Below are 12429 nucleotides of genomic sequence, written 5' to 3' on the forward strand. Positions count from 1 at the left end.
CCCGATAGCAGGGCATCAGTTCCGACAAGCCCAGGTCGGCAAGCAGTTGGCTCAGGGGACCACGGTCAACGGGGGCCGTTCTTTTGCTCATGGTTGAGCCTGACTGGCTTCCCGTAGCCTTTATTCCCCTGACACGACCTTGCGAATTTCTGCCAGAGGCGGCATTGCCGTCATCATCCTCCTCGGAAACGATTCCGAGCATGGCCGATAAGGCATATCTGCGTCCATAGGTGAAGGCGCTTCCCATTGCCTGCGGGTCAGGCTTGGCAAGCGGAATGACCGCCAGCGATGCCTGGAACTGCCCTGTCTTGGCGTGAACGAGTTTTGTCACCAGCCCAAGATTGCTTCCCTCCACGGGAACAGGGTATTGTGTCAGCAGGATACCGTTATCCAGCAAGGCCATACGGCAGGAGTCCATAACGCTGTTCAGCGTGGCATATCTGTTTCTGGCAAAGGGGTTTTCGGCATCCTTGATGGCAGGCTGAAGGTGCTTCTGCACCTCGATGAGCGCCTTGGAAAGTTCGGTTATTTCTGGCGAACTGAACGCATAGTCCATGTGTTCCTCTTTATGCCGCAAAGCATTTGCCGAAGCAGAGTTCCTGATGCTGGCACCACAGGCAGTTGATGCCCTGATTCTTCCAGAACAGCCCTTGCCGGATAGCCGTAGCGATATGCCGGATAGAGCCGTAGAGCTTCACGAAGTCGCTTTCGGCCCGCAGGGAATTGAGCCACACGACCTTGGGTTCTTTTGAGCGCACCAGATAGAGCAAGCTCACGGGAATCTGTATCTGAAAGCCGAACTCACAGGCCATGAGATAGGCATAGACAGTCAGTTCCAGAGCGCGGTTTCCCTGCTCCAGATTGGGCGACTTGGCCGATGTTTTGATGTCGATGATGCGGGTGAGTTCAGGTTCCGGCTGGTCGATGATGTCCGCAAAGCCTCTCAGAAGGATGCTTTCATCCACTTCACCCGTGAGCGGATCAACAAGCGGATGTTCAAAATAAGCTTCCATCTGCCAAGTGTTGAGCGGGCCGATCTTTTCCAGAAAGGCTTTGGCCTCGTTCAGAATCTTTTCCTGAGCCTGGCGAAAGCCTGCTTCATCGGCGTATTCGCTTTCCTGAACGGCAATGTGTGTCCAGTATTCCCGTGAGGCTTCCTCCGCCATATTGGGCACGGTCTTGCCATAGACAAGGCAGTTCTCAACAATATGATGGAGCGCCGAACCTTCGATGAGCGGGATGGCCGTCTTATCGGGCACGATTTTCTCAACGTAGGTCAGGCGGTATTTTTCCGGGCAGAGGCAATAGGTGTTGAGCCGAGATTTGGAAAGCAGCAGCGGTTCCATTTTCCCTCCAAGAGGGGTGGTGGCGGGAACTCTCCGCCACCACCTGTTGAAGATGATAGCGGATATGCCTGTTTTCAGGCGGCGAAGCGCAGCTTGCGGCGGGGAACGCCTTCAAGCGAGCTTTCGATGGTCTTGAGCAGATTTGTCATGGAGCTATGCAGATTTTCCTTAACCAGACTGCTATGCCGGATGGCATTGGCGTCCGTGCCGGAGATGACAGTCCTGCACTGGTTGACCAGTTCGGCAAGCTGCTCGTCCTCAAAGATATTCCTGTCAGCAAAGCTGTCCAGAAAGTCCCTGAGATTTTCCACAGCGGCATCACGCAGGCGTTTGGGTTTGCCGTCCTCAGCGCCGGACACCTTGTCCGCGATGTTGGCGACAAGTTCCACAAACTCTCCGCGCAGGGCCGCAATGGCTTCCTGCCGGGCCTGTTCCATAAGGTTCTGGAACTTTGCCACTTCGTCCTTGTAGATGGACGGCGGCAAGACCCGTGAAACCGATGGCCCGATTAGGTGATTTCCTCCGGGCCGGAGAAATGGATGCTCCTGACCAGATACATGTTGAACGGGTTGTCGAGATAGCAGCCAAGGCGCTCAGTGTCGTCATCGGCTTCGCCAATGCGGAGGAAGTAGTAGTCCTTTTCGTCAAGTTCACGCATGAAGGCTTCCATGAAGCCCACATCCGGGAAGTCGGAATACCACTTGATGCCGCTCCACCACCAGAACGCAGCCTCGCTTGAGGCATCGAGAGTGTGGGAATCCGCATATTCCAGCAGCTCTTCCACCTCCTGTTTGAGTTCCGGCGCGGTGTTTTCAAGCTTTTCCCTGAGCCGGGCAGCCCCTGTTTTCGAGAGGCACAGGCTTACATCCGAGTAATAGCCCATGTTCACTCCCGGTTCTGGACGACTTCCGTCCGCGCCACATAGGGCACAAAGGCGGTCGGCTTCATCTTGATGAAGGTTTCTTCGCCAAGAAGCTCCTTGAGAAACTTGGTGGCTTCCACACAGGACTTTCCGGGAAAGCCGTAGGTGGACATTTCCACACGGCCATCAGCGGTGACGGTGATCTGTACGAGCTTCATCATGTCCTCACAGGGTTATGGTCAGTTCGATGCCTGAGTTGACCTGTTTTTCGGAATAGGAGTAGCGCTTCTTTTTCACGGCCTCCTTGATGACTTCAACGCCGTATGCCTGTTTGAGCAGGCCGCCGTTTTCGCCAATGGCCCGCTTGAGACGGGTATCCCAGAAATCGCAGAGCAGCATATAGTTGCCGTTGCGCTTGAGAACGCCGATTTCATAGCGGGCATCGGGAATCCTGATGGCGTGGTCGCAATGCCCAAGGTCTTTTTCGGTAAGCCCTTCGGGGAGCGGATATTTCTCCGGCTCCACAAGTGTGCCGTACCATTCGTAGGTTTTCTGGTTCTCAACGAACTGGAAACCCAGTCTCTGGCAGGCCCGCTTGATGGCCGAAAGGTCGAATATCTTGAGTTCGATGTGCGAAACGTGGGACATTTTGCCTCCTCCTCATCAATGGATGGTTGTTGACGGGGTTCCGAGAACGCGAACTTTCGGCGCTTGCCTGAGTTTGCGCGTGGCCGGAGCCTCCTCGTCGGGAGTATTGGCGATGCGGGCACGGGAACGCGCCCAAAGCCGCAACTGTTCGATATCCTCCTTCATGGTTTTGGAAAGCGGAATAAGCGAATGGCGAGCGGCTTCAAGGCCGTCATAGAGGGAGTCCCGAAGGATTTGCTCTATTTCCGAACCAGTGTAGCCTTTGAGGTCATCCGCCCAGGCTTCGGGCATGGATGTGCCGTACTTGCGGTTCATGATTTTGATGATTTCCCTGCGCTCGATAAGCGTAGGCAAGTCCACAAACCAGATGGCGTCAAAGCGCCCTGCCCGGAGAAATTCGGGCGGCAGTTCCTTGATGTTGTTGGCCGTAGCCACAATGAACGCGGATTTCTGCTCATTGGCCCAGGTCAGGAAATGGGAAAACATCCCCATTGTCGTGCCTGAGTCCTTGAGTCCGCCCCTGGTGCCGGAGAACATCTTCTCCAGTTCATCCAGAAAGAGGACGCAGTTGCCGAAGGCGTCCACAATTTTTGTGGCCTCGCGCATCCGGCGCTCCGATTCACCCACCAGCGAGTTTTTCAACGCGCCGATGTCCAGCCTGAGCAGCGGGAATTGCAACATTCCCGCTATGGCGCAGGCGGTTTTGGATTTGCCCGTGCCGGGAACACCCACGAGGAGTATTCCTTTCGGCTTGGGCAGCTTTGAATCGGGCTTGTATGCCTGGGCGCGATTGGCTACATATTCCTTGAGGGGATTCAATCCGCCCACGTCAAGGATGTTCGCCGCCGGAAAGATTTCCAGTAAGCCGGATTTTTTTATCATCTGGCTCTTGGCTTCCGTCACGGTCTTGGAACTGAAGTAGCCCTTTTGGGTAAGGCTGAGGGAATAGGCGGTCTCCGCCTGAAATTCGGTCAACCCTGTTGCCAGCCTTGCGGCTTTTCGGTTGGGCCGAATGTTGAGAGGTTCGCCAAGTTCGGCTTGCAGGGGTATAACGCCTCCTCCTCTGGCAATTTGACTTCCACGAGGTGAAAGAACGGTTGAAGCTGAGCGGGTAACGCAGGAGTCGGAGAAACGATGACCAGACATGAGCCAATTCCCTTATATACAGGGATGGCGTTCAGGATGGCCTGACTGACCATCGGGTCATCGACAAATGCCGACAATCCGTGGCAGACAAGCACAGTGTCCTTGGCGGACATGAGCCATGAGACAGCTTCAATCGGACTTTGAATGTCCTCGTGGAGAAACGATTGGGGTGAGAGACCCCTGATGCCTTGTACGCAATCCCACCTGGCGATTTGCCAGCCCGGGATGTTCCTGAGTTCATCCTCTGTCCTGTGCGGCTCCAAAGTTTGCAGCAACACAGCGGGGAACCCGGCCTTTAACAAGTCTGAAATCATAAAAAGTCCTCCTTTCATATGTTATTTCCATATGAAGGAGGAGAATATTAAAAAAGGAGCAATTATGCTTCATGTTGGAAAAGGATTATATCTTTATGGAGTTAAGCAAACTATTTCAGATAATGTGAAGAAAATGCTCGATGAATATTTTAAAAAAGAAGCAGATCTTTATGGTCGTTACATATCAGTTCTTAGTGGTTCAATATCTCTATTAGATAAACATTGTGATAAGACTGATGATTTCCGTATAGGATTATATAACGCGGCATTAAAAATGTGCCTATCTCTTGACGCTATTTATAAAATAGGTGAGACAGCAGAATCTATTGACAAAAAATTTTTAAGAATTATTCATAGTTATATGAATAAATTTAAATCTCCTGATTACTTGGAAAATATTACTCATATTAATGCGACAATCAATGACATGATAAAAGATAATAAACAAATGTATTCTGGTGAGACAACATATTCTTTTCGTAATGGAGTAAAGATATTAAAGAAGGATAAAATATCTCCTCAAGAAGCTACGGAATCAATTATTCTTATGCTTTATGCGAGGGATTACTTTAATATCAAGTCAATATTAACCTTAAGGAATTACTTATTCAACTCACAAATTGCCAATGCCTATATTGGAGTGGGTAAACTTAATAAAAATCCTGGTAATGATTTCATGGGACTCTTATTTTCTGACTATGTCTTAATTGATAGTATTTTCCCCTTATATCGTCTGGTTGCAACCGACTTTAAACTTCTCTGTGCTGAGCAACCCTTAGAAAAAAATAACGAACTGATCAGGGAAAACTTTGACTATATTTGTATGATAATTTATGTACGATATATTACATCAATACTTCTATTTGTTATTGAATGCGATATATCAGATTACCTTGAAAAGGAGGAAATAGACAAGATTTTATTAGAAATGTATAGAAAGTTTAGCTTAATAATTTTAAGTGCAGTATATCGTAGTCTGTCCATGCTTGAATTTACTATGTTCTCAAATTTAGAAATACTCAATGATATTTGTGTCTATACCCACCTGTTTTCTCCGAAAGATAAACTCGATAATGCAAATAAAATGTTCTCAGCTATTGCGGGAGATGCGGGTCATGAATATTTTGGCAAAGAAATAGAGATGATTGTAAAAAGGGCCATTAAAAAATGGAAAGATGGAAGTGAACTTTCTCACGTCCAAATGATTCAAAAATTCAAAGATTCAGCGAAATATAAGCAGTATTTTGAAAAGCGGGGATTTGAAAGAAATCTTAAAAAAGTATTGAAAAAAAGAATGGACGAAGAAGGCATTCAAAAATGGGCTGGCGTTAATTACTTTCAAGGACGTGGTCATTCCTCAAAAAAAAAACAGTGACTCCTGACACATCTATCTCCCTTATTTTTGAAATGAAAGGACAATAAAAAGGGCTTGTGTTTCAAGCCCTCCTTTATGGGGTTTTCCCCCTATTTTAGTGTTTCTGTACGGGCTTCGTCCTCCTGCGCAACCATTCAATCATATCATCTTTTTTATATACCACTTTTTGGCCTATACGGGCACGCCGGGGGCCTTTGCCCAGAGAGTCGAGATTCGCAAGATAATTCGGAGAAATCAATGTCCCGAAGTACTTACCCATGTCCTTGCGTGTAAGCAGCGACGGCAGGTCACGGACGAGAGCTTCAAAAAAGTCTTCGGGCATTGTTTACGCCGCCTCCACTTCAACGCCAAAGATGGATTCAACCTCTCTCGCCATATCCGCCTCCAAGGTATCTGGTTGTGGTTCTTCGCGGCGGAGAGATGGATTTTTTGCCCCGGCGCGTTGGATCAGAATGCACTCTCTATCAAACAGGATGGATATTGGCGTTCCCGCGGCAAATATCTCTGCCGCCCCCATTGCCATCAGTCGGTCTGCCGTAACCATGATTCCGCTTTTGCCTACCTTGTTAGTCCTGTCTGCTGTCTCGTGCGGGATGTCATAGTACGTCCTGTCAAGGTCGTTCAGCTTGTGGCGCAGGGTCTCGAAACCCTGTAGGCTAATGGCCAGTATCGTGCAGATGTCTTCACGGGAACGGCCTTGCTTTGCCAGCTCTCTCAACTGGTTGATTTTTTTCGACACGTCCTTCATCGTATTCCGCTTCTTCCTGGGGGGTTGCTGGGATGAGATCTCGTGTTCAGCCATTGAAGTCTCCTCATGGAGTGCGTTGTAGGTTGTTTCGTTGTTTCCGTTCATTGTTTCTTTCTCCTTGGCTTGTGGGTTTGGGGTGGTTTTCGGGGATTCCTCCCGCGTACTTCTCGTGGATGGCTCGACTCCTTCCGGCGCGGGTACTGTTCCCCTTGACGCCATCATCCGTGTTTCATCAATCATTTTTTCTCCTTGCTCCGATTGGAGCCGTTGACGTTGCGGACAAACGCTGTCCGTGACTATAAGATAGGGATTCTCTTGCGAATTGGATATAGTCTTCATTTGCCCCAAATGAGAGGTAAACATTAAATAACTAGCTGAAAAATAAGATAATTAAAAGTTAGGTTCGGTTCTAACTTTTTTTCAGGGGCGGCCATACGGTCAGTCTGGCAGAGGTGCTGAACCCACCTTACCAACGCATCACTTCCCTTCACATTTCGGAGCAGGCAGGAGATGCAAGGAGACTATCATTATAACATACTAATATAGCTGTTAAAACTCGTCGATTCTGGGCTTTCCCAAAAAATACCCCCGCAAAACCCTGCGGGGGCAAAAATTCCAGCCCTTAGATGGCAAATATGGGCCATCTCAGGGGAAGGCTCATTTTTCATCACATTTGGTAACATGTGACAGGGAAGGGAGAAAGGCAGCCTGTGAGTTCATTCCGCCTGCCTGTATAACAACTTTCACACTTCGTAACGAAAAAATGTGGGGCCATAGTGGGGCCAAACCCGTGCAGCAATAAGAAAGGGGTTACGGCTTTCACCGTAACCCCTTGTAATTTCTGGTCGGGATGAAAGGATTTGAACCTTCGACCCCTTGAACCCCATTCAAGTGCGCTCCCAGACTGCGCTACATCCCGACGCGGAAAGAATAACTACGCGGGCAGAGGCGATCTGTCAAGGTTTTTTTGGCGCGTGGTCAATCTTCGCGCCGCAGCACAAGCGCGACGAGAGGCGGCAGGTACAGGGTCACATCCTGCTCCGGGCGCTGGGGCAGCACGCGGGTAAAGTGCTCCACAGGGCGCGGGGCAACGACAAGATTGCCGTGCCCGGCAAAGCGCGTTTCATCGGAAGAGAGCTTTTCCACATACTTGCCCGGGGTGACGGCGAAAGCCAGATCCTGTTGCGCGTCGAGTTCGTGGAAATTAAAGGCAAAGAGCAGCCGCCCGCGCTCAAAGGCCAGCAGGCGTTTTTCCTCATGGATGAAGCGGAAAAGCGGGGCCTGTTGAAAGTCCTCCAGATGCGCGGCAACCAGATCTCGCAACTGAGCTTTGTCCCAGGCGGCCAGTTGCGCGTATTTGAGATCCGCGCGCCCGGCCAGATGCCATTGGCGGTGCGCGTAGGCTTCCGCATCCAGCCATTCCGGATGCCCGAATTCATTGCCCATGAAATTCAAGTAACCCGCGTCCGCGGTCGCAAGGGTGATCAGCCGCATCAGACGGTAAAAGGCCAGCCCGCGCGAGACCTTCCAGGTATCTGTGAACACGGACATGCTGGCGTACATGTCGTCGCCCAGAAGCCGCCAGATCATCGCGTCGTCGCCGTTGATGCACTGGTCGTGGCACTCCACATAGCTGATGGTGCGATCATAGGGGCGGTGGTTGGTCATTTCATGCCAAAGGCTGCCCATGTCGCGCGGGGCCTCAATGCATTTGCCCCAATAATCCGGAATGCCCATGGCAAAACGGTAGTCAAAGCCCAGACCGCCTTGCGCGGGCGGGCAGGTCAGGCCGGGCATACCGGAAAATTCCTCGGCTATGCTTGTGGAATGCGGCGCAAGCTCGTGGATCAGGGCATTGGCCAGGCAAAGGTACAGCTCGCCCGGCTCGTCGCCGCGCGGCAGGCCGTCCTTGCCGTAAAAGCAGCGGCCCACATGTGAAAAATCGTCGTCAACGCCATGATCGCGGTACAGCATATTGCCCACCGCGTCAAAGCGAAAGCCGTCCACACGGTATTCCTCAAGCCAGTAACGGCAGTTGGAGAGCAGAAAGCGCCGCGTCATTTCCTGGCTGTAATCAAAAGAAGGCGTGCCCCATTGATTATACTTTTCACTGAAGAAATATGTGCTGCCGTCATAGCGCGCGAGACCCTGCTCCGTATTGGGGCAGGCGTGGCCATGGGTGATGTCCAGAATCACGGCAAGGCCCAGGCCGTGAGCAGTGTCCACCAGCTCCCTGAATTGATCCGGGGTGCCGTAACGGGAGCTGGGCGCAAAGTAGCTGCTGACCTGATAGCCGAAAGAGCGATATAACGGATGCTCCAGAATGCCCATAAGCTGCACGGCCGTATATCCGTCAGCCTTGATGCGCGGCAGGATCCTCCCGGTGAAGTCCGCGTAGCTGCCCACGCTTTCTCCCTTGTGGGTCAGGGCTGGCTGCGCCATGCCCACATGGGCTTCGTAGATGCGGGGAAAAACCAGCGCGCGCGGGCGGCGGTGTCGGAAACGGTAGGGTGTGTCCGGGGCCCAGAGACGGGCGCACCATTGGGCAGGCACGATCGGATCCTGCTCGACCCATTGGGCAAAAGCGGGCACCCGCCGCAGCGGAGGATTGGCGCTCTCCGGCCCGGCGGTATCGGGCCGGGCAGCGCGGCTGAGTACGCGCAGTTCCAGATAGACGCCGTGAGACAGTGCTTCTTCAGGCAGCGTAAGCTCAAAAATACCGTTTTCAAGCCGGGTAAAGCGATAGTCGGCATGGCGCTGAAAGTTAAGCCGATTCGTGGTCAGCCAGACAGCCTCGGCGCAGGGCAGGTATTCCCGCACTCGCCAGCGGGTTTGGCCGGCGGCATTGGTGACGCGGTGAATGCCGAGATCTTTGTGCAGATTCGCGTAGGCGCGCAATGAGCCGTAATGGGCGATGATGCGATCCAGCTCTTCGGTAAAACGGCGGCTGCGCCGCAGCAAAAAGTCGTGGTACGCTTCCAGCGCCGGGTCTTCCAGGGGATTTTGGGGGATAAGCTGTGACATGGGGCCTCGCAGGGCAGGGGAGAGGTTGCCCCAACAAGAGCAGGGCAGAGGCGCAGCAGGCAAAGGATATCCATTGCGGCGGCTGCAAAGGCCGCAATGAGCGGCATGATACGGCAGATCTCTTCTGTGGCGTCGGGCATTCTCTTCCTGCGCCGGATCACGCGCCAGCGAGACCGGAGCAGAGCGCGGTTGCAATGCCGCCCCCGGTGCTGTGGGCGAAAGCCGGTTCCGCCGCAACGGCTGCGCAGTCGCTGCCCGTCAGGGCATTTTCAACGTGGAAATGCTCTGACGCTATTTGCGCCACTCCTTGCCCGAGAGCGCCGCAAGGCATTGGATCAGGGATTGAGTGCCCTGGCGGCCCTGGCCTTGGGCCTGCATCATACGGTAAAACTCTTCGGCCAGGGTCACACCCGGCAGCACCAGTTGCATGCGACGGCACTCCTCAAGGCACAGGCCCAGATCCTTGACAAAATGCTCAATATAGAAGCCGGGCGCGTAATCGCACTGCAAGAGGCGAGGGCCCAGGCTGGCCATCGCCGCGCTGCCGGCCGCGCCGGGTATCACCAGCTCCAGCCATTGCGCCACGTCCAGACCGGCTTCCTGGGCAAAAAGCATGGATTCGCAGACGCTGAACATCACCCCGGCCACAGCAACCTGATTGGCCAGTTTGGCTTTCTGCCCGGAACCGGCCGGACCGCAATGCAGCACGCGCTGGCCCATGGCGTCAAGGCAGGGCCGGGCCAGTTGCAGGGCCGCTGCGTCCCCGCCCACAAAAATGGAAAGCCGGGCTTCACGCGCGCCCACGTCGCCCCCGGTCACGGGCGCGTCCAGGGCGGCGCAGCCGCGGGCAGCGGCCGCCTCGGCTATGCGCGTGGCCAGAGCCGGGCTTGAGGTGGTCATATCGCAAAGAATGCCGCCTGGGGCAAGCCCGCGCAAGGCGCCCTGCTCGCCCAGCAGCACTTCTTCCACATCCCTGGGGTAGCCTACCATGGAAAAGACCAGATCAGAGGCCGCGGCCACCTCGCGCGGGCTGTCGGCCCAGCGCGCGCCTTTGGAAAGAAGGGGCTCGGCCTTGGCCCTGGTGCGGCTGTAAACCGTCAGGGGCATGCCCGCGGCCAACAGATGCCCGGCCATGGACAGGCCCATGACGCCGGTGCCGATCCAGCCGAGACGCTTGTTGTCAGCCATAACTACCTCACTTGTGCTACTGGAAGCGGCGTTCCAGAATTTCTTTTTGCAGGTTTTCGCGCGACAGGATTTTGTTTTTCCGAAAAAGATGCACATGCCGCCCATATAATTCCAGATTGCGGCGCATGTTCTCGTTAAAGGGATCGTCGCCGCTGAAATCCCTGGCCAGCGAGGCAAAGGCCGCGTCCAGCGTTTCCGGCGTCGATTGCGCCCCGTCTTCCACCTTGCTGCGGTAGAAGATGAGGGATTTGTCAAGGCTGGTATCCAGCATGACAAGCCCTCTGCGCGCAGTATCCATGATTCGGCGCAGTTTTTCAAGCGCCGCGCCTTTGGCGCTTTTGGCGTCGCGCTCCATGCTGGCCAGTTGGGTCTTGAGACTGTTGCGACGGCTGGCATAATTTCGGATGGTTTCAATCATGTAGACCCCGGTGCGCAACAAGGTCAGGGCTTCCAGCTGCTTTTGGCGCTCCAGGGCGATATTGTTTTCTTTTATGGTGTCGCGCAGTTTTTGCAAATTGTTCTTGATTTCGGCAGTGGGGGCCAGAGCAAGCAGGCGGTCCAGTTCTTCCAGGGGATTGCGGGCGGCCCGCAGGGTGGGGGCCATGCTCTCGCCGGCCTTGTTCCATTCCGCCAGAAGTTCTTGCGGGCGATTGCCGCCGGGCGTGTTGATCCCGGAAATGACGGGCCTGAAGCCGAGATCGCGGGCATGGGCCGGGCCGTCGGCCATGAAAAAGGGCACTTCTTCGCGGCGGCCCGGCAGTATTTCAGCCTCGCCGGAAAGAAAGGAACCGCCTTTGCGCACAAAACCGCCGGCTGAGCCGTGCAGACGCCCGGCCACGGAGAAGCGAAAGGCGTCCAGCGCCATTTCAGCGGCATTGCCCGCCATGTCATACAAGCCCAGGGGGTTGGGCTTGCGCGAACCGATCCGGGCCAGGCTTTCAACGCCGTGGGCCGCGCCCTCGGGCCGGTAGACCGCGTAATCGGCCTTGGAGGCTCCCGGCGGCAGGGCGAAAAAATCCTCCAACAGCAATTGCTGGCTGCCTGCGGTCTGGCCGCCGCGCGCGGCATATTCCCATTCCGTTTCCGTAGGCAGGCGCACGAAACCCACATTGCGGCTGTCGCCCGCAAAGCGGGGCAGGGCTTCGGGCGCGTTTTTCAAGAGCCAGGCGGTGTAGCGACGGGTAAAGTCAACGGCGTCATACCAGCTCACGCCCGTCACGGGCAGGGCGGCGTCAGGCGGCGGATTCTGCGTATCCGGGCAGGCCGCGTCCATAACGGCCCGCCATTGCAGTTGGCTGACCTCGTATTTGGCGATCAGATAAAAGTAATGCTTGCCCTGCGGCGCATGTTTTTGCCATTCCGGGGGCAGATCCGCCAGAGCAAAGGGGCCGGAAAGAGCCGCATTGAAGCGCCGGTCATAAAAGGCCCGCTCGGCATTGGCGCTGTCGTCCACACCGGGACGCATGGGCATATCCCAAAGAAAGCCCCTGGACGGCACGGCTGCCAGCCTGAATGTCATGGAAAGGCCGCAGGGCATGGGCAGCACGATGTCGTCCCGCGCCGGTCGGGGATTGCAGGCATCGGCCAGGCTTACGCCGCTTTTGGCCTTGAGCGCGGCCCATGCCGGGGAAGGGGGAAAGCCCGCGAGAACCGCCAGCAGAAGCAGGCAGAGGGGGAGGCGGAATGCAAAACCTCCAAAACGGATCAGGGCAGTAACGCGCAGGAGGCATTGCAACACTGCCTCCCGGCGGCGTGGGCCGGAAAATCCGGCTTTGTGT

The 12429-nt window shown here is 54.5% G+C and carries 13 protein-coding genes and 1 tRNA gene; 1 reads left to right on the forward strand and 13 read right to left on the reverse strand.

Features of this window, described 5'->3' with window-relative positions; all coding sequences use genetic code 11:
• From G7Y51_RS08995 to G7Y51_RS13755, 8 genes are all read right to left on the reverse strand, one after another.
• Positions 1-556, reverse strand: a 556-nt coding sequence (locus tag G7Y51_RS08995; protein WP_165176692.1) for an ERF family protein, incomplete at its 3' end; no start/stop codon positions are given.
• 10 nt (positions 557-566) lie between these two features.
• Positions 567-1346: a PD-(D/E)XK nuclease family protein gene (locus G7Y51_RS09000; protein ID WP_165176694.1), complete on the reverse strand. Its 780-nt coding sequence runs from the start codon at positions 1344-1346 to the stop codon at positions 567-569.
• Positions 1347-1420: 74 nt separating this feature from the next.
• Entirely contained in the window at positions 1421-1804 is a 384-nt protein-coding gene (locus G7Y51_RS09005; protein ID WP_165176696.1) for a hypothetical protein, read from the reverse strand.
• Between the two features lie 50 nt (positions 1805-1854).
• A complete protein-coding gene (locus tag G7Y51_RS09010) occupies positions 1855-2229 on the reverse strand; it encodes a hypothetical protein (protein WP_165176698.1) in 375 nt (124 codons plus the stop codon).
• A 2-nt stretch (positions 2230-2231) separates the two neighbouring features.
• The gene (locus tag G7Y51_RS09015) at positions 2232-2429 is read right to left on the reverse strand and encodes a DUF2997 domain-containing protein (protein ID WP_165176700.1); all 198 of its coding nucleotides are present in this window, start codon (positions 2427-2429) and stop codon (positions 2232-2234) included.
• Between the two features lie 4 nt (positions 2430-2433).
• Positions 2434-2856: a hypothetical protein gene (locus tag G7Y51_RS09020; protein WP_165176702.1), complete on the reverse strand. Its 423-nt coding sequence runs from the start codon at positions 2854-2856 to the stop codon at positions 2434-2436.
• 15 nt (positions 2857-2871) lie between these two features.
• Positions 2872-3831 (reverse strand): AAA family ATPase, encoded by a 960-nt coding sequence (locus tag G7Y51_RS09025; RefSeq protein WP_241160189.1) that lies wholly within the window; start codon positions 3829-3831, stop codon positions 2872-2874.
• Positions 3828-4316: a hypothetical protein gene (locus G7Y51_RS13755; RefSeq protein WP_241160190.1), complete on the reverse strand. Its 489-nt coding sequence runs from the start codon at positions 4314-4316 to the stop codon at positions 3828-3830. Before G7Y51_RS13755 ends, G7Y51_RS09025 begins: the two co-directional genes overlap by 4 nt.
• Before the next feature lie 64 nt (positions 4317-4380).
• Here G7Y51_RS13755 and G7Y51_RS09030 point away from each other — a divergent pair, with 64 nt between their 5' ends.
• Positions 4381-5691: a hypothetical protein gene (locus G7Y51_RS09030; RefSeq protein ID WP_206214296.1), complete on the forward strand. Its 1311-nt coding sequence runs from the start codon at positions 4381-4383 to the stop codon at positions 5689-5691.
• A 325-nt stretch (positions 5692-6016) separates the two neighbouring features.
• Here the strand turns inward: G7Y51_RS09030 and G7Y51_RS09040 are convergent, their stop codons facing one another.
• The 5 genes from G7Y51_RS09040 to G7Y51_RS09060 form a co-directional block, all read right to left on the reverse strand.
• Positions 6017-6679, reverse strand: a complete 663-nt coding sequence (locus G7Y51_RS09040) for a hypothetical protein (protein ID WP_165176708.1) — start codon at positions 6677-6679, stop codon at positions 6017-6019.
• 602 nt (positions 6680-7281) lie between these two features.
• Positions 7282-7358, reverse strand: a tRNA-Pro gene (locus G7Y51_RS09045).
• Between the two features lie 59 nt (positions 7359-7417).
• Entirely contained in the window at positions 7418-9463 is a 2046-nt protein-coding gene (locus G7Y51_RS09050; protein WP_165176710.1) for an alpha-amylase family glycosyl hydrolase, read from the reverse strand.
• Positions 9464-9754: 291 nt separating this feature from the next.
• Complete coding sequence (locus G7Y51_RS09055; RefSeq protein WP_241160191.1) at positions 9755-10651, reverse strand: NAD(P)-dependent oxidoreductase; 897 nt, start codon at positions 10649-10651, stop codon at positions 9755-9757.
• 16 nt (positions 10652-10667) lie between these two features.
• Complete coding sequence (locus G7Y51_RS09060) at positions 10668-12386, reverse strand: SUMF1/EgtB/PvdO family nonheme iron enzyme (protein WP_241160192.1); 1719 nt, start codon at positions 12384-12386, stop codon at positions 10668-10670.
• Positions 12387-12429 lie beyond the last annotated feature (43 nt).

It is taken from the genome of Desulfovibrio sp. ZJ369 (assembly GCF_011039085.1).
Taxonomy (GTDB): domain Bacteria; phylum Desulfobacterota; class Desulfovibrionia; order Desulfovibrionales; family Desulfovibrionaceae; genus Desulfovibrio.

Bases quoted from the DNA above. Each gene is read 5' to 3' on its own strand.
- G7Y51_RS09000 (WP_165176694.1), bottom strand. From the start codon at position 1,346: ATGGAACCGCTGCTGCTTTCCAAATCTCGGCTCAACACCTATTGCCTC.
- G7Y51_RS09010 (WP_165176698.1), bottom strand. From the start codon at position 2,229: ATGGGCTATTACTCGGATGTAAGCCTGTGCCTCTCGAAAACAGGGGCT.
- G7Y51_RS09015 (WP_165176700.1), bottom strand. From the start codon at position 2,429: ATGATGAAGCTCGTACAGATCACCGTCACCGCTGATGGCCGTGTGGAA.
- G7Y51_RS09020 (WP_165176702.1), bottom strand. From the start codon at position 2,856: ATGTCCCACGTTTCGCACATCGAACTCAAGATATTCGACCTTTCGGCC.
- G7Y51_RS13755 (WP_241160190.1), bottom strand. From the start codon at position 4,316: ATGATTTCAGACTTGTTAAAGGCCGGGTTCCCCGCTGTGTTGCTGCAA.
- G7Y51_RS09030 (WP_206214296.1), top strand. From the start codon at position 4,381: ATGCTTCATGTTGGAAAAGGATTATATCTTTATGGAGTTAAGCAAACT.
- G7Y51_RS09040 (WP_165176708.1), bottom strand. From the start codon at position 6,679: ATGATTGATGAAACACGGATGATGGCGTCAAGGGGAACAGTACCCGCG.
- G7Y51_RS09050 (WP_165176710.1), bottom strand. From the start codon at position 9,463: ATGTCACAGCTTATCCCCCAAAATCCCCTGGAAGACCCGGCGCTGGAA.
- G7Y51_RS09055 (WP_241160191.1), bottom strand. From the start codon at position 10,651: ATGGCTGACAACAAGCGTCTCGGCTGGATCGGCACCGGCGTCATGGGC.